16 protein-coding genes are annotated in these 16,547 nt (G+C 69.8%); 7 read left to right on the top strand and 9 right to left on the bottom strand.

All coding sequences use genetic code 11. From position 1 onward, the window contains the following. Nucleotides 1-299 precede the first annotated feature (299 nt). The gene (locus OO71_RS21035) at nucleotides 300-479 is read left to right on the top strand and encodes a DUF7455 domain-containing protein (protein ID WP_033291557.1); all 180 of its coding nucleotides are present in this window, start codon (nucleotides 300-302) and stop codon (nucleotides 477-479) included. 872 nt (nucleotides 480-1,351) lie between these two features. On the opposite strand, the gene OO71_RS21030 is transcribed toward OO71_RS21035, so the two are convergent. The 5 genes from OO71_RS21030 to OO71_RS21010 all read right to left on the bottom strand — a co-directional run bounded on the left by OO71_RS21030 (nucleotide 1,352) and on the right by OO71_RS21010 (nucleotide 8,054). Next, nucleotides 1,352-2,521, bottom strand: coding sequence for an ROK family transcriptional regulator (locus OO71_RS21030; RefSeq protein ID WP_033291556.1), 1,170 nt, complete (start codon nucleotides 2,519-2,521; stop codon nucleotides 1,352-1,354). A 22-nt stretch (nucleotides 2,522-2,543) separates the two neighbouring features. Further along, entirely contained in the window at nucleotides 2,544-3,986 is a 1,443-nt protein-coding gene (locus tag OO71_RS21025; protein WP_033291691.1) for a sugar ABC transporter permease, read from the bottom strand. Between the two features lie 20 nt (nucleotides 3,987-4,006). Further along, nucleotides 4,007-4,780: an ATP-binding cassette domain-containing protein gene (locus OO71_RS21020; RefSeq protein WP_033291555.1), complete on the bottom strand. Its 774-nt coding sequence runs from the start codon at nucleotides 4,778-4,780 to the stop codon at nucleotides 4,007-4,009. A gap of 87 nt (nucleotides 4,781-4,867) precedes the next feature. Beyond that, nucleotides 4,868-6,004, bottom strand: a complete 1,137-nt coding sequence (locus OO71_RS21015) for a sugar ABC transporter substrate-binding protein (RefSeq protein ID WP_033291554.1) — start codon at nucleotides 6,002-6,004, stop codon at nucleotides 4,868-4,870. 304 nt (nucleotides 6,005-6,308) lie between these two features. Then, entirely contained in the window at nucleotides 6,309-8,054 is a 1,746-nt protein-coding gene (locus OO71_RS21010) for a DEAD/DEAH box helicase (protein WP_033291690.1), read from the bottom strand. 227 nt (nucleotides 8,055-8,281) lie between these two features. On the opposite strand from OO71_RS21010, the gene OO71_RS21005 reads away from it, so the two are divergent. Then, entirely contained in the window at nucleotides 8,282-9,472 is a 1,191-nt protein-coding gene (locus OO71_RS21005; RefSeq protein ID WP_211260571.1) for a YihY/virulence factor BrkB family protein, read from the top strand. 1 nt (nucleotide 9,473) lies between these two features. Here the strand turns inward: OO71_RS21005 and OO71_RS21000 are convergent, their stop codons facing one another. Together OO71_RS21000 and OO71_RS20995 are read right to left on the bottom strand one after the other, a co-directional pair. Next, nucleotides 9,474-10,325, bottom strand: coding sequence for a hypothetical protein (locus OO71_RS21000; protein WP_033291553.1), 852 nt, complete (start codon nucleotides 10,323-10,325; stop codon nucleotides 9,474-9,476). Nucleotides 10,326-10,445: 120 nt separating this feature from the next. Continuing rightward, nucleotides 10,446-10,688, bottom strand: a complete 243-nt coding sequence (locus OO71_RS20995; protein WP_033291552.1) for a DUF3039 domain-containing protein — start codon at nucleotides 10,686-10,688, stop codon at nucleotides 10,446-10,448. Nucleotides 10,689-10,697: 9 nt separating this feature from the next. On the opposite strand from OO71_RS20995, the gene OO71_RS20990 reads away from it, so the two are divergent. Genes OO71_RS20990 through OO71_RS20980 form a run of 3 tightly spaced genes read left to right on the top strand, consistent with a single transcriptional unit; the run spans nucleotide 10,698 to nucleotide 12,811 of the window. Next, entirely contained in the window at nucleotides 10,698-11,030 is a 333-nt protein-coding gene (locus OO71_RS20990; RefSeq protein WP_156096449.1) for a hypothetical protein, read from the top strand. 9 nt (nucleotides 11,031-11,039) lie between these two features. After that, entirely contained in the window at nucleotides 11,040-11,945 is a 906-nt protein-coding gene (locus tag OO71_RS20985) for a pseudouridine-5'-phosphate glycosidase (protein WP_033291550.1), read from the top strand. Continuing rightward, the gene (locus tag OO71_RS20980) at nucleotides 11,942-12,811 is read left to right on the top strand and encodes a carbohydrate kinase family protein (RefSeq protein ID WP_033291549.1); all 870 of its coding nucleotides are present in this window, start codon (nucleotides 11,942-11,944) and stop codon (nucleotides 12,809-12,811) included. Before OO71_RS20985 ends, OO71_RS20980 begins: the two co-directional genes overlap by 4 nt. A 107-nt stretch (nucleotides 12,812-12,918) precedes the next feature. Here OO71_RS20980 and OO71_RS20975 read toward each other — a convergent pair whose 3' ends face one another. Together OO71_RS20975 and OO71_RS20970 are read right to left on the bottom strand one after the other, a co-directional pair. Further along, the gene (locus OO71_RS20975) at nucleotides 12,919-13,269 is read right to left on the bottom strand and encodes a DUF3099 domain-containing protein (protein ID WP_033291548.1); all 351 of its coding nucleotides are present in this window, start codon (nucleotides 13,267-13,269) and stop codon (nucleotides 12,919-12,921) included. 8 nt (nucleotides 13,270-13,277) lie between these two features. Beyond that, nucleotides 13,278-14,570 carry an amidohydrolase gene (locus OO71_RS20970; RefSeq protein ID WP_033291547.1) on the bottom strand — a complete coding sequence of 431 codons (1,293 nt, stop codon included), beginning with the start codon at nucleotides 14,568-14,570 and terminating at the stop codon, nucleotides 13,278-13,280. 19 nt (nucleotides 14,571-14,589) lie between these two features. Here OO71_RS20970 and OO71_RS20965 point away from each other — a divergent pair, with 19 nt between their 5' ends. Both OO71_RS20965 and dtd read left to right on the top strand, forming a co-directional pair. Then, nucleotides 14,590-16,095, top strand: a complete 1,506-nt coding sequence (locus OO71_RS20965; protein WP_033291688.1) for a DUF7782 domain-containing protein — start codon at nucleotides 14,590-14,592, stop codon at nucleotides 16,093-16,095. Further along, entirely contained in the window at nucleotides 16,092-16,517 is a 426-nt protein-coding gene (dtd, locus tag OO71_RS20960; protein ID WP_033291546.1) for a D-aminoacyl-tRNA deacylase, read from the top strand. The genes OO71_RS20965 and dtd overlap by 4 nt, the downstream gene beginning before the upstream one ends. Nucleotides 16,518-16,547 lie beyond the last annotated feature (30 nt).

Raw genomic sequence — 16,547 nt, 5'->3', positions numbered from 1 at the left:
GGCGCCGAAGCGTTTCCCGGAGAGTGCAGAGCCCACCCCCGCATAGTGCCTGACCACGGAAAACGCTCGCACGCGGGTGGTCTGGTCCTACGGGGTGAGACACGGCTGCGGCAACCGGGCTAATTCGGCGTGACGCACCTCCCACCGGCGCGGGAACACTTGCGGGCCGCCGAACGTCTGCAAGAGTGGAAGCACGACACAGCGGAGCCGGAAGCATCCCGCCGACGGCATCACCACCGAAGTGGGCGTAGCTGGATCGAGGTACCGGGCAACCGGTACCGGGACGGAGGGAGACCCCCATGACATCACCCACGCTCACCCGCCCCGAACTGACCGCCGCCGACCGTTGTGACCGGTGCGGAGCAGCAGCACAGGTACGCGCCGTCCTCAACTCCGGAGGCGAGCTCCTCTTCTGCGGGCACCACGCCCGCGAACACGAGGCCAAGCTCAAGGAACTGGCCGCGGAGATCCAGAAGTAGCCCACCCACCATCAGTCCCGGAGGCGGCAGCGCATTTGGCGCTTGCCGCCTCCGGCTATTTGCGGGGGTTTCGGAGGGGTTGGCCGGGTCAGGCCCGGTTGGCGGGACCAGGCCGGAGCCAGGGGCCAGGCCGGGACTAGCGGACCAGGCCCGGACGCGAGACCGAGCCGGGGTCGACGGGCCAAGCCAGGAGCCGAGGGTCGACGGGCCAGGCCGGGGTCAGCGGGCCAGGCCGAGGTCGACGGGCCAGGCCGAGGTCAGCGGGGCTAAGCCGCGATGTGCGGCCGAGCCGGGCTCAGGGGCCAAGCTGGGGTCAGGAGGCCAAGCCGGGGTGATGAGGCCAGGCCGGGATGTGCGGCCGCCCGGGCTCAGAGAACGGAACCACCGCCTGCAACCAAGCCCCGGCGCGGGTCCGTGGCGGCATCCAGCCGTGAAGCCAGGCCACGTTCAGGGAGCCACGCCGGGATCAAGGGCTAGGCCCGGGGTCAGACCAAGTCACGGGCAGGCAACCGCTGCCGTGAGCGGCCGCCCCGGAGCGGTCCCCGTAGACAGGCCTCTGCCGCAGGCAGGCGCCCCAAAGGGCGCAGCCGAAGTCCGCGAAGGGTTCCCTTCACGAAACACGAGTCCGTGAAGGGAACCATGAGGGAATCTGATTCCGTGATGGTTCCCTTCACGGCCCTTCCCCCACCACCCAGGCCGCACGCACGAACCCCACGAGACCGGGCACCCAGCCCGCGCCCTGCACCCCGATACGAAGCCAGAAACACGGGCGGAGGGTGCTTGTCAAGGCATCTTTCCCGCCTTGACAAGCACCCTCCGCACGTAGTCACAATCCAGCTTCGGGGTGCCCCACCGGCCACGCACCCACCGGATCACACCGTATCCAGCACCACCTCGAAAGCCACCTCAGCCGCCCCCAAAAGCTTCACATCCGCCCCCAGCGCCGAGCTCACGATCCGCGTCCCCCCGACCGCCCGCGAAACCAGGCTCCTCCGCCGGACTTCCTCCCCCACCGAATGCACCACCGACTCCGGCAGCACCGTCAGCAGATCCCCCAGCACCACCAGCTGCGGGCCCAGCAGGTTGACCACATTCACCAACCCCAGCGTGAGCCACTCCGAAAACTCCCCCAACCGAGCGAGCGCCGCAGCAGGATCCCGCCCCAGCTCACGCAGTTCCACGAGAATCGCCCCGCGCGGCGTGTCCTCCGGCAGCCCCAGCGCGCGGCACAGCGCAGCCTCGCCGATTTCCGTCTCCCAGCATCCGCTGCTCCCGCAGTAACAGGGCCGTCCGCCGGGCCGGATCACCATGTGCCCGATCTCCCCGACGTACCCCGCTCCCCCGCGCAGCGAGGACCCCTCCGCAATCACCCCGCCCCCCACGCCGACATCCGCCGACACGTAAACCGCATCCGACGATCCCCGGGCCGCTCCCCGCAGATGCTCCGCGACCGCCCCCAGCTCGGCATCATTGCCGACCAGAATGGGTACCCGCAGCACCGCCGTGAGCCGGTCCCCGAGTGCGACATCCGTCCACCGGAGGTTGGGTGCCTCGTGCACCAGCCCGTCCGCCCGCCGCACGACCCCCGGCACCGACACCCCCGCCGCCACCGGCTCGACCCCGAGGTCACCGGCCAGCATCCGGGCCGACTCGATGACGTGCGTGATGACCTCGTCGGGCGTCCGGGTCCGGGAGTGCAGGTTCCAGCTGTTGCGGCCGAGGATCTGGCCGCCCAGCCCGACCAGTGCGATCGCGACGTGCTCGACCTGCAGGTCGACCGCGAGCACGACCGCCGCGTGCGGCTGCGGCAGGACCAGCAGCGAGGGGCGGCCCGCCCCCCGCCCCGGCCGCGGCACCTTCTCCTCGACGACACCGGCTTGGGCAAGCCCGTCGACCAGCGTCTTGATGGTGCTCCGGTTCAGCCCCAGCTCGGTGGCCAGTGCCGCCCTGGTGCTGGGCCCGCCGACGTGCAGCAGGCGCAGCAGAGTGGTGCGGTTGTGCCTGCGCACCTCGTCCGGGCGGGCAACGGGCGAGCTGCTCACCGGGTCATCTTCCCATCCGCCCTCAGCGGGCCGATGCCTCAGCCCGCCGTCGCGACAACGCGTCGACCGTCGCGGCCAGCATCAGCACCAGGCCGGTGACGATGTTGACCACCGCGGGCTTCTGCTGCAGCAGGCCGAGCCCGTTGTTCACGATCGCCAGCACCGCACCACCGATGACCGCGTCGATGATCCGGCCCTTGCCGCCGAACAGCGACGTACCGCCGATGACCGCGGCGCCGACCGCGAACAGCAGCGTGTTGAGGCCACCGGCCTGCGGGTTGACCGCGCCGATCTTCGACGAGTACACGATCGCGCCGATCGCCGCGAAGGACGAGCAGATCACGAACACGCTCGTCCGCAGCTTCGGCACGTTGATCCCGGCCCGCCGCGCGGCCTCCTTGTTGCCGCCCACCGCGTACAGGTGCCGCCCGTAGCGCGTGCGGTTGAGCACGTACGTGCCCGCGACCAGCAGCACCAGCACGATCGGCACCACGTACGGCACGCCTTCGATCACCACGAGAGTATTCGACGAGCGGTTGACCGTGAGCAGGTACGTCGCGATCGCCGACAGCACCGCGACCGCGGCGACCTTGAACAGCACGATCGGCGTCGGCTGCACCACGAGCCCGCGCCGCTGCCGCGAGAAGTGCTGGCCCAGCGCAAGAAGCGCGTACCCGCCCGCCGCGACCACGAACAGGATCCAGCTGCCCGCCACCGACAGGTTGCCGTTGGCGACCGCGTTGAGCGTGTCGCTCGTGCTGATCGGCAGCGTGCCGCCCTCGCCGATGAACTGCAGGATCACGCCCTGCCACACGATGAACAGCGCCAGCGTGACGACGAACGACGGCATGCCGATCTTCGACACCAGGAACCCGGTGATGCAGCCGATCGCGGTACCGGTGCAGATCGCGATGAGGATCTCGACCCACGCGTTCACCGGCGAGCCGACCAGGATCACCACGATGCCGACGAGCGAAATCGCCGCCCCGGCCCAGATCCGCTGCAGCACCGCGAGCGCCACCGCGAGCACGAGCACCGCGATGAACGTGATGAACACGCCGGTGCCCATGGAGCCCAGCAGGTTTCCATTGTGGACGTAATGCAGCGCCATCAGCGACGCGCACACGCCGGACGCGGTACCGGCGGACAGGTCGATCTCACCGAGCAGCAGCACGAACACGATGCCCATCGCGATGATGGTCTGCCCGGCGCCCTGCGCCAGCAGGTTCGCGATGTTGCGCAGGGTGAAGAAGTCGGCAGACAGCGCGCTGAACAGGATCGCCAGCACGATCACGCCGAGCACGGCGGGGATCGAGCCGAGCTGGCCGTCCTTCATCCGCGCGAAGTAGTCCTTGATCGCCTCGCCGGTGGACATCGACGTGGTGTCGATGCCGAAGTCGGTGATCGCCCCGGCCGGCGCGTCCGGTTTGTCGGAGGTCGCGGACGGGGAGGAAGTGTCGGTCATGGCGGGTTCTTTCTCGCTGCTCACAGCGCGACGGCTTCGGGGCGGGCCAGGCCGAGGTCGCCCGACCGGCCTGCGGTGATGAGTTCGACGACCTGGCTGTGCGTGACGTCCTTCGTCTGCACCTCGGCGACGAGCCGGCCGAGGTAGAGCACGTCGATGCGGTCGGCGACCTCGAACACGTCGGCCATGTTGTGGCTGATCAGCACCACGCCGAGGCCCTGCTCGGCGAGACGGCGGACGAGGTCGAGCACCTGCCGGGTCTGCGCGACGCCGAGCGCCGCGGTCGGCTCGTCGAGGATCACGACCTTGCTGTTCCACAGCACCGATTTCGCGATCGCGACGGTCTGCCGCTGCCCGCCGGACAGCGCGGAAACGAGCGTGCGGACGGATTTCACCGTGCGCACGCCGAGCGACGCCAGTGTTTCGCGCGCGGCCTTCTCCATGCTGGCCTCGTCGAGCAGCCAGCTGCTGCCGCGTTCGCGGCCGAGGAACATGTTCTGCACGATGTCGAGGTTGTCGGCGAGGGCGAGGTCCTGGTAGACGACCTCGATCCCCAGCTCGGCGGCGTCCTTCGGGCCGCGGATGTGCGCGTCCTCGCCCGCGAACCGCACGACCCCGGTGTCGTACGGGTGGATGCCGGCAATGCATTTGACCAAAGTGGACTTGCCGGCTCCGTTGTCGCCGACGAGCGCGGTCACTTCGCCCGCCCGTACGGCGAAGTCCACGTCGTGCAGGACGTGGACCGGGCCGAAGCTCTTGTTCAGGCCGGAGATGTCGAGAATGGGCTCGCTCATGGATTCGCTGTCTCTCGCGTGGGGAACCGGGCCGGGACGCGGTCGGGGGACGCGTCCCGGCCCGGTTGCTCTGGCGGGGTTACGGCGTCAGGAGATGCCGTACTGGCTGCACTTGGCGGCGAGGTCGCCACCGCAGATGTCGGACGCCTTCACGTAGCCCTGCTGGACCACCATCTTGACGTCGTTGACCGTGATCAGCTGCGGCGTGAGCAGCACCGACTTCAGGTCCCGGTTGTTCTTCGGGTCGTGCAGCTTGCCGGTGGCGATCGCGTCGGCGCCCGCCTTGTCACCCTTCGCCAGCGCGGCGGCGAGCTTCGCGGTGTTCTCGGCTTCCTGCTTGATCGGCTTGAAGATCGTCAGCGTCTGGTCGCCGCGCAGGATCGCCTGCAGACCGGCTGCCGTCGCGTCCTGGCCGGTGACCGGGACCTTGCCGTTGAGCCCGTTCTTCTTCAGCACGGTGATCACCGCGCCGGCCAGCTCGTCGTTGGCCGCGACGACGCCGTCGACCTTGCCGTTGACCCGCGTGAAGATCTGCTCGAACGTGGTGCCGCCGACCTGGGCGTCCCAGTTGTCGATGGCCTGCTTCTGCACGAGCTTCAGCGCACCCGAGTCGTACAGCGGCTTGAGGACCTTGTCGTGCCCCGCGGCGAACAGCGTCGCGTTGTTGTCGGTGGGCGCGCCCTCGATCTGCACGACTTCGGCGCCCTGCTTGCTCTTCAGCGCGTCGGCCAGGCCCTGCCCCTGGATTTCGCCGACCTTCTCGTTGTCGAACGACACGTAGTAGTCGGCCGACCCGCCGAGGCTCGGGCGGTCGTAGTCGATGACCGGGATCCCGGCCTGCTTGGCCTTGGCCTCGATGGCCGCGCCGACCGCCGGGTCGGACGGGGCGATGATCAGCACCTTGACGCCCTGGCTGATGAAGCCGTCGGCGAGGGTGGAGAACTTCTGGTTGTCGCCCTGTGCGTTCTCGATGTCCGCGGTGAAGCCCTGCTGCTGGAGAGCGGCCTGCAGCATCGGCTTGTCGAAGGCCTCCCAGCGGGCCGAGGTGGCGGTCTCCGGCAGGATCACGCCGACCTTGCCGCTGGCGCCGCCCCCGGCCGGGGCCGACGCGGACGAGGAGCTGTTCCCCGAGCTCCCGGAGTTCGAGCTGTTGGCACCGCATGCGGACAGCGCCAGTCCGGCGCTCACCGTCGCGGCGAGGAGGGTAAGGGTTCTGCTGCGCATCCTCGTTCCTTCTCCGATCGTGCTCGCGGGGTGGTCCGGAAGAGGGCCCGGCGCACCGACGCAGATATGTTGTGGCCGACAACATATGCCGCTGAGCGGCTCCGCGGAAGATGGCTGGATCGATTAAATGACACCAATTGGACACGGTTCGGCAACGCAGGGGGTCAGGCAGGGTTGTGCTGACAGAGTGATCCGCGCCACGCACCCAGCGTAGCGAAAGACTGTCCGGTCTTGTCCGGTCCGGCCGCGAAGTATGCCCGGAAGTGCACCCGGACAGATCCGGTGAAGCCCCCGAAACCGGCGGTTACCAGGACCGGAGCGTGACGATCCGTTCCTCGAGCTGCTCCACGGTGGCCATGGCGGTGGGCGGACCGCCGCACACTCTGCGTAGCTCGTTGTGGATCGCGCCGTGCGGCTTCTTCGTGCGGTGGTGATACATCCCGACCAGGGCGTTGAGCTCCTTGCGCAGCGTGCCGAGCCGCTCGCTGACCGACTGCGGGCGCGCGGCCGGCGCGGGCGCGTCGTCCTCCTTCGGCTTGCGCCGCTTGTCGTCGGCGAGCTGCTCCTCTTGCCGCTTGCGCAGCAGCGCGCGGACCTGGTCCGGCTCCAGCAGCCCGGGCAGGCCGAGGTACTCCTGCTCCTCGTCGGAGCCGGAGAAGACCGCGGTGCCGAACGAGTTGCCGTCGTAGATCACCTGGTCGAGCTCGGCCGAGGCACCCAGCGACGTGAACGCCTTCTCCTCCTCGCCGGGCTCGTCCTCGGTACGGTTGGCCTGGGCGAGGAGCTCGTCCTCCCAGCCTTCCTTCTCGCGGTGCGGCTTGCCGAGCACGTGGTCGCGCTGCGCTTCCAGCTCACTGGCCAGCTCCAGCAGCACCGGCACGCTGGGCAGGAACACGCTCGCCGTCTCGCCCTTGCGCCGGGCCCGCACGTAACGGCCGATGGCCTGCGCGAAGAACAGCGGCGTGGACGCACTCGTGGCGTACACCCCGACGGCCAGCCGCGGCACGTCGACGCCCTCGGACACCATCCGGACCGCGACGATCCAGCGTTCGGACGTCTCGGAGAACTCCTTGATCCGGCCGGACGCCTTGGGATCGTCGGACAGCACCAGCGTGGGCCGTTCGCCCGACAGCCGTTCGAGGATCTTGGCGTACGCGCGGGCGGATTCCTGGTCGGTGGCGATGACCAGGCCACCCGCGTCTGGCACGCCCTGGCGGACCTGCGACAGCCGCGTGTCGGCGGCCTGCAGCACCGACGGGATCCACTCGCCCGCCGGGTCGAGCGCGGTACGCCAGGCACGGGCGTTCTGCTCGGCGGTGAGCGGTTCGCCCAGCCGTGCGGTGAACTCCTCCCCCGCGCTGGTGCGCCACGACGCCTCACCCGAGTAGGCGAGGAACACGACGGGCCGGACCACGCCGTCGGCGAGCGCGTCGGCGTACCCGTACGAGTGGTCGGCCTTGCTGCGCTGGAACCCGCCCGCGTCCGGTTCGTAGGTGATGAACGGGATCGCCGAATCGTCGCTGCGGAACGGCGTGCCGGTCAGCGCAAGCCTCCGCACTGCCGGGGTGAACGCTTCGCGGGTGGCGTCGCCCCACGATTTGGCGTCCCCCGCGTGGTGGACCTCGTCGAGGATCACCAGGGTCTTGCGGTTCTCCGTGCGCACGCGGTGCAGCGTGGGATGCGCGGCGACCTGCGCGTACGTGACGGCGACGCCTTGGTAGTCCCGCGACGTGACGCCGGTGGTGTTGCGGAAGTTCGAGTCGATCGCGATCCCCGCCGCCGCGGCCGCGGCCGCCCACTGGTGCTTGAGGTGCTCGGTGGGCGTGACGATGGTGATCGCCTCGACCGTGCGGTCCGACAGCAGCTCGGCGGCGATCCGGAGGCCGAAGACGGTCTTGCCCGCGCCGGGGGTCGCGACCGCGAGGAAGTCCTTCGGCTTGCCGGCCAGGTACTTCGTGAGCGCGCGGCGCTGCCAGGCCCGCAGCGGCCGGGCGGTGCTGTCCTTCTCCGCGGGCGGTGCCCCGAGTACCGGCTGGATCGTCTCGGACAAGACTCGGTTCACCCCCTCCTCGGGCCGCTCGGCGCGACCGTGACGTGCGAAAACCCCCACTGTGGCACCGGCTCCGACGCCGGCCGCCGCGATGAGGGCACGCCGGTCAGCTTACCTTCAGCACCCGCGGGTGCCCGGCACCGCCACGGGTGACGTTGCCCGACACGCGCCTTCCCGGTGGGGGTGACGAGCCAAAACCGCGCGCATGGACCATGCTGTGACACACCATGGGTGAGGTGACGCCGGACGCCGGGAAGGCCGGGCCGGAGAAGGCAGTGCCGGACAGGCGGCCGGACAGGCGGCCGGACGAGCAGCCGGACGGCGGGCGGCCGGAGACAGCGCCGGACGAACGGCAGCCGGACACGCGACGGCCGGAGAAGCGAGTCCGCAAGGGGCCGTGGCGCCTGTTCACGCGCACGCTCGCGAAAGCGTGGGACGGCAACATCTTCTCCGAGGCGGCCGAGGCGGCCTTCTGGCAGACGCTGTCCCTGCCGCCGCTGCTCCTCGGACTGCTCGGCAGCCTCGGGTTCGTCGGCGAGTGGTTCGGCCAGGGCGTGGTCACCGCGGTGCACGACCGCATCATCACCTTCAGCCACACCATCTTCAGCACCAACGCAGTCGGCGAGATCATCGAACCGACGGTGAACAGCATCCTCACCGTCGGCAAGGGCGAGATCGTGTCGGTGGGGTTCCTGATCTCGCTGTGGGCGGGTTCGTCGGCGATGTCGTCGTTCGTCGACGCGATCACCGTGGCGCACGACCAGTACGGCGTCCGCAACGAGGTGTGGCAGCGGATCTTCGCACTGCTGCTGTACCTCGGCGCGCTGGTCGGGCTCGTGATCGGGCTGCCGCTGCTGGCGATCGGGCCGGACCTGCTGACGCAGTTCTTCCCGGTCGACTGGCGCGGCACCGTGTCGGCGTGGGTCGGCGCGCTGTACTACCCGGTGCTGGGCGTGATGATCGTGCTGGCGCTGACGACGTTGTACAAGCTCGCGCTGCCGCGGCGGCTGCCGTGGCACCGCGGCCTGCCGGGCGCGATGCTGGCCGGCGTGGTGTTCCTCGTGTCCAGTGTCGGCCTGCGGATCTACCTGAACTGGATCACCAAGACCGGGTACACCTACGGCGCGCTGGCCGCTCCGATCGCGTTCCTGCTGCTGATGTTCTTCATCGGCCTGGCGGTGGTCGGGGGCGCGTATTTCAACAGCGCGATCCAGGAGCTCTGGCCGGCCAAGGCGACCCGGCGGCAGCGGCGCAGGTGGCGGCGGCTGGAGATGGAACGCGCGACGGAACGCATGCGGGCCGAGGACGGGCGCCGGCTGTGGGACCGCACGACGATTCCGCTGCGACGGCCGAAACGGCAGTCGGAGCAGGATGCCGAGCCGAGTGACGAACCGGATCGGCACCAGTCGTCCGGCTGAACTACTCCTGGCGGAACCGCCACGTCTTGCTGTCGAACGCAACGCACGCGCCGGGTGACATCACGACGACGCGAAGGGTCCCGTCGCGCTCGTCGTAGTCGATGCCTTCGGTCTCGAAGTTGCCGCTGCACCCGCTTCGCAGCGGCAGCTGGCCGAGCGACGTCACGTGCCCGGCGACGTCCGAGCCCGACACCGGCCCCGCGAGATCCACCTGCAGCAACGGTTTGGTGGTGCCGAAGAGGCTGCCGTCCGGATCGTCGGACGAGCACAGCAAGCGCGTGAGGGACACGAAATCGCAGCCCTGGATGTCCCGTACCCGGTGGTCGAGGCGGATCGCGGAGGCGTACGGGAGGTTCTTCGCCGGGTCGGTGGCCGCGACGCCGGGCATCGGGAGCACGAGCAGGCGGTCCATCGTGCCCCACTCGCCGGACACGAGCCAGCGTGCGTCGGGGGACACGGCGGCGAAGGAATTGTTGTTCGCCTCCCACGATTCCAGCGCGTGCTGGTAGTCCGCACGGGTGCCGTCGGGGGCTTCGACGCGGAAGAGCTTCGCGCCGCGATCTTCCCGCTGGTAGGGCTCGACGTACCAGCCCTGCGCCGACCCCGGGTCGCCGATGTGCTTCCAGCCGCGCGCGGCGAGCCCGGCGTCGACCGTGCCGATGCCGGTGTAGCGGATCGACGTGCCCGACGGCCGGACGACGGTGGCGAGGCCCTGGCTCTCGTCGAGCGGGCGGGCCCGGTCGGACCCGATGGTGGTCCATCCGGTCACCGCGCCCGCGACGGCGGTGGTGACAGCGCCGGTCAGACTGGTGAGCAGCACGACGAGCGAGAGCACGATCCCGGTTTTGCGCACGCGGACCCTCCTGCGGGGAGACAGCTGGCGGACTGCAGGTCTACCAGTTCCCCACCGGATGCACAGCCCCCACGTGAAGGATTTTCGCGTTTGTTCGGATCTTGTTCCCGGACAGACCGGTCAGTCGTCGCCGCCGGGACGCATGCGCTCGTAGATCTTCTTGCACTTCGGGCACACCGGGGACCCCGGCTTGGGCGACTTCGTGACCGGGAAGACCTCGCCGCAGAGCGCCACCACGTGCGTGCCCATGACCGCGCTCTCGGCGATCTTGTTCTTGCGCACGTAGTGGAACATCTTCGGGGTGTCGTCGTCGGTCGACTCGGTGCTGTCGGTCTCCGGCTTGGTCAGCGTCTCGGTGCTCACCCCACCATCATGCCTCAGCCATGCGCCTCCCGGAATGCCCGGCTACGCTCCCCTGACCAGCCCGCCGACCACCAGGAGGCGGCATGCCACACGAAGCTGCGTACGCTCATGCATCTCGGCGGCGACCGTGATGCGGGCACAGCCCCGTGGTCCGAACTCGAGCGGCGCACGATGTCGTGTACGACGCTGTACCCGGTCAAGACGAGCAGCACGGCGCGGAGTGGCTACGCCATTTCGCTGTACCTCACCGAGAGCGCGCGGTCACGCTGGGAAACTGCGGCCCGCACGAATCTGCAGGCCGAGCTGACCCGCTGCCGCAGTGCCCAGGCCGATCGCAGATGATGTTCGTCCGTGACCACACCGCTGTTCGTCCATGAAGAAGTCGCCTCCGCGTTGCATGACGGCCACCCCGTCGTCGCGCTGGAGAGCACGATCCTTTCGCACGGTCTGCCGTACGGGCGGAACCTCGACGTCGGCCGCCGGATCGAGCAGGTCGTCCGCGACGGCGGTGCCGTACCGGCCACCATCGCGGTGCTCGACGGACGGCCGGTGATCGGCCTGTCCCCTGCCGAGCTGGAACGCGTGTGCGCGCCCGATGCCGGTCTCGACAAGCTGTCCCTGCGCGACCTCGGACCCGCCGTGGGCCTCGGCAAGTCCGGCGCCACCACGGTCGCCGGTACCTCCGCGCTGGCCGCCGCGGCCGGGATCGGCGTGTTCGCCACCGGCGGGCTCGGCGGCGTACACCTGGGCGCGGCGCAGAGCTGGGACGTCTCGGCCGACCTCGGCGTGCTCGCGAAAGTGCCGACCGTCGTCGTGTGTTCCGGGGTGAAGTCGGTGCTCGACATCGCCGCGACGCTCGAAGTGCTGGAGACGAACTCGGTACCCGTGCTCGGTTACCGCACCGGCGATTTCCCGGCCTTCTACCTCCGCTCGTCCGGGCATCCGGTCGGCTGGCGCGTGGACGACGCGCAGCAGGCCGCCGCGGTCATCGCCGCGCACCGCACGTACGCGAATTCCGGAGTACTGCTGGCGAATCCGATCCCGGAAGAGTCCGAAATGGACCGTGGGCTGCACGACCGGCTGCTCCGCGAGGGGCTGGCGAAACTGGCGGACAGCGAGGTACACGGCTCGGAGGTGACGCCGGTGCTGCTGGAGCATTTCCACACCGAAAGCGGCGGCGTGAGCATCGACGCGAACGAGGCGCTGGTGCTGTCGAACGCGAAGGTCGCGGCCGAGGTCGCGGTGGCGCTGTCGTGACCGGCATCGTGGTGGTCGGAGATGCCGGGCTGGACGTGGTCGCGCGGCACGACCAGCCACTCCCGCATGGCGGCGACGCGCGGGCGGGCATCCGCTTCACCGGCGGCGGTTCGGGCGCGAACACCGCGCTGTGGCTGCGTTCCCTCGGCGCGGACACCACGCTCGTCGCCCGCATCGGCGACGACGCCGGAGGTCGCCTGATCCGCTCCGAGCTGGAGGCGGCGGGCGTCCGGTGCGCGTTCGCAGTCGACCCCGAGGCGGCCACGTGTTGTGTCGTAGTGCTCGTCGACGGCGAGGGGCAACGCAGCATGCTCGCCGACCGCGGAGCGAACAAGCGCTTCTGCCCGGCCGACGTCATGCCGGAGGCGCTCGCCGGTTCCAGCCATCTGCACCTGTCCGGCTACGTGCTGCTCGACCCGTCGTCCCGCCCGGCCGGGCTGGCGGCGCTCGCCGCGGCGAAGGAAGCCGGGCTGACGACGTCGGTGGACCCGCAGGCAGCCGCGCACATCCACGACCCGGCCGCGTTCCTCGACGACGTCCGCGGCACCGATCTGCTCATGCCGAACACCGAGGAGCTCGTGGCGCTCACCGGGTCCGCCGACCCGGAGTCCGCGGCGGAACTGCTGGCCTCGGTCGGCGCGGTGGTGGTCACCGCGGGCCTGGACGGCGCGAGCTGGATCGACGGCAGCGGCGTGACGTCGGTCCCCGCGGTGACGGCCGACTGCGTGGACTCCACGGGCGCGGGCGACGCCTTCGACGCAGGGGTGCTCACCACGTGGCTCGCCGGAAAGTCCACAGTGGACATTCTGCGCGCGGGTACCCGCCTCGGCGCACTCGCCGTGAGCCGCGTGGGCCCGCAGCCGTGAGCCGAAGTCCGTGAAGGCCACCTTCACAGAATGTAGGTCCGTGAAGGGAACCATGAGGGAATCTGGTTCCGTGATGGTTCCCTTCACGGACTTGGGCCCGGCCGTGCTCAGCCGTCGATCACCTGGTGGTTCGCGGGTTCGATCTGCTTCGCGTCGCGGGCGTAGCGGTTCGGGTTCTCCGACTTGCGCGGCGGGCGGTCGTTGGCGATCAGCACGGCGATCCACGGCAGCGGCACGGAAATCACGAGGAACGTCATCGCCAGCCACCACGTGTGGTACGTCAGGCCCGCGAGGACGAGACACGGGATGCGGCAGACCATCATGATGACGTACTTCCGCTTCCGCGCCGCGAGCTGATCGTCGAGCGACGGCTCGGCGCCGGTGATCAGAACCGGTTCCGGCCGACGGGGATCCGGTCCGTGGGCAGGTGCGTTCACAGCACCACCTCCGTTCTCCATCGTCCCACTCACCGCCCGTCCGCGACACCCGGGCGGGCAAATCGGGACAACGCGGCGACGACCAGCGTCTCGACGCCGGTGCGCAGGGTCGGGTGCAGCACCGGCGCGAACCGCGGCGAATGGTTCGACGGGATGTCGCGCTCGAAGCGGCCTTCGGTCATCGCGGTGATCACCTCGTGCGGGTCGAAGCCGCCCACCAGCCAGAACACCGATGGAACACCGGCCGCGCGACCGAATTCACTGAAGTCCTCGCTGCCGGTGACCATCGGCGCGGGCTGGGTGACGTCGGTGCCGAAGTGGCTACGGAACGCTTCGGTCAGCTCCGCGGAGACAGTGTCGTCGTTAGAGGTGACCGGGTACGACGCCGTCACCTCGATGGTCGGCGGCTGGGGCGCACCCGCGGTAGCTGCTTCACCGTTCACGATGCGCTCGACAGCCTTACGCAGCCGAAGCAGCACAGCGTCGTCGAAGGCGCGCGTGTTGACCTCCAGCACCGCCTTGTCGGTAATCACGTTCGCCGCGGTACCGGCGTGCAGTGAGCCGACCGTCACCACTGCCGGTTCGGTCGCGGAGGTCTCGCGCGACACGATCGTCTGCAGCTTGAGCACGACAGACGCAGCGAGCACCACCGGGTCGACAGTGGTCTCGGGACGCGAGCCGTGACCGCCGCGGCCGTGCAGGGTGATGCGCAGTGTGTCGGTGGCCGCCATGATCACGCCAGGGCGGGTAAGCACCCAGCCGGCCGGACCAGGCGCGACGTGCTGTCCGAGGACGACGTCGGGACGGCCGGTCAGGTCGAAGACACCGTCGCGGACCATGCCAGCGGCGCCGTCACCGGCTTCTTCGCCCGGTTGGAACAGCGCGATGAGTGTGCCGGACCACGCGTCGCGCGAAGCGGCGAGAAGGTGCGCGGCGCCGGAAAGCCACGTTGCGTGCATGTCGTGTCCGCATGCGTGCATGAGCGGCACTTCGCGCCCGTCCTTGTCGACACCGCGCGCAGTGCTCGCGTACGACAGCCCTGTCTGCTCCTCGACCGGCAACGCGTCGATGTCGGCGCGAAGCAGCACGGTCGGCCCTTCGCCGTTTCGCAGGACGCCGACGACCCCCGTGCGTCCGACGCCCGTGTGCACCTCGTAGCCGTCATCAGTCAGCCGTCGAGCCAGCTCCGCCGCCGTACGCGTCTCGGCGAACGACAGTTCGGGATGTCGGTGCAGATCGACGTACAGAGCTTCGAGCTCGGGTAATACCGCGTCGAGTGGAGCCAGGACACGGTCGGTGGTCTCGGTGGTCACGATGCACATCGTGGCAGGCTTACCCACCGTGAGCACGAACACGCCTCTTCCCGACCTTTCCGACGACGTCTGCGCGCGGCTGCGCGAAGCGTTCCAGCGCACCGCCTACGACGCTGACGGCGTAGTCGCCGCGCTCGGCGGCACGGCACACGCGGCACTCGGCCGCGGCGAGCCCGAACCCGCCCGTCGCGCCAGCCTCGACGCCGGCGACCTCGGCACGTTCATCCGGCTGTTCCTGCTCGGCCAAGCAGAGCCGGAAAAGACCGTTTCATCCGCATTTTCGCCGCTGTCAGCGGACGAAGCAGTCGCCGCAGGCATCCTGCGGGCCGACGGCGACGCATTCCGGGCCGCACTCGACATCCGCCCGCACGGCGACGAGGAAGGCTCCTGGTGGGTCGTCTCCGACCTCGACGCCGACCTCCTCGGGCACACCGTCCCCGAGGACCACGTCCTTGGCGTCGGGCACGCGTCGCTGAGCCTGATCCGCGCGACGAGCCGTCGTCCCGTCGGCAGCCTCCTCGACCTGGGCACCGGCAACGGCGTCCAAGCCCTGCACGCGACGCGGCACGCCCAGCGCGTGACCGCGACCGACGTGTCGGCCCGCGCGCTCGCACTGGCCGCGGGCACGTTCCGGCTGAACGAGCTGGACGTGGAACTGCGGCGCGGTGAATGGTTCGCACCAGTCGCACGGCGCCGGTTCGACCAGGTGGTGTGCAATCCGCCGTTCGTGGTCGGACCGCCCCGGGTGGACTACACGTACCGCGATTCCGGGCTGGCCGGCGACGACGCGAGCGCGCTGGTCGTCCGTCAGCTGCCGGGTTTCCTCACCGACGGCGGGATCGGGCAACTGCTCGCGTCGTGGCTGCACCGGCGCGGCGAGGACTGGGCCGACCGGGTGGCGCGATGGCTGCCGCCCGAGACCGACGCGTGGTTCGTTCAGCGCGATGTCGCCGATCCCGGGCTGTACGTGGGGACTTGGCTGCGTGACGAAGGCATCGATCCGCGGTCACCGGAGGGCCGGGCCAAGGCCGCGGCGTGGCTGGATTGGTTTGCCGCAAATGATGTACAGGGCATCGGATTCGGATTTGTCACGCTGCGTCGTGCGGACAGCCGGACGCCGGCAGTCGTGTGCGAGGACCTCCGTCAGGCGTACGACGACCCGCTCGGTCCGGAGGCCGCGAACTGGCTCGACCGCGTCGAATGGCTGCGCACACACGGCGACGGGGTACTGGACGTCGCATTCCGGGTCCCGGAAACGGTGCTGCTCGAACGGGTCGACTCCCCCGGCGACGAGGGATGGGAAACGACCGTGCGCCGGTTGCACCGCACCGACGGGCCGGGCTGGCAGCACGAGGTCGACGAGCTCACCACGCGGCTGCTGGCCGGATGCCGCGGCGCGCTGCCGCTGTCGGACCTGCTGGAGCTGCTGGCCGCCGCGGAGGGCCTCGACCCGGGTGAGCTGGCCGCGGCGGCGTTGCCGATCGTCCGCGAGCTGGTCCGGCACGGAATGCTCGTTGCGGGTTCGGCGCAATGAGGGCGGTGGTGGCAAGGGTCACCCGCGCGAGCGTGACCGTCGAGGGGGAGATTGTCGGCGAGATCACCGGACCGGGGCTGCTCGTGTTACTCGGCGTGCACCGGGACGACGATCGCGGCAAAGCCGTGCCGATGGCGCGCAAACTGCACGAACTGCGATTGCTGCGCGACGAAGAATCATGCGCGACGACCGATGCACCATTGCTCGTGGTGTCACAGTTCACGCTCTACGGCGATACGCGGAAAGGACGTCGCCCGTCGTGGACTGCCGCCGCCCGCCCGGAAACCGCGGAGCCGCTGGTGAATGCGGTGGTCACGGAACTGCGGGAACGCGGCGCGACCGTGGCGACCGGACGGTTCGGCGCGATGATGGCGGTGGAAAGCGTGAACGACGGCCCGTTCACCGTTCTCATTGAGGTCTAGACCACAACCGCGAAACGCGCGTAACATCGA

This window comes from Amycolatopsis jejuensis, assembly GCF_000717335.1.
In the GTDB taxonomy this organism is placed as follows: domain Bacteria; phylum Actinomycetota; class Actinomycetes; order Mycobacteriales; family Pseudonocardiaceae; genus Amycolatopsis; species Amycolatopsis jejuensis.
This window is presented reverse-complemented; position numbering and strand designations above follow the sequence as displayed.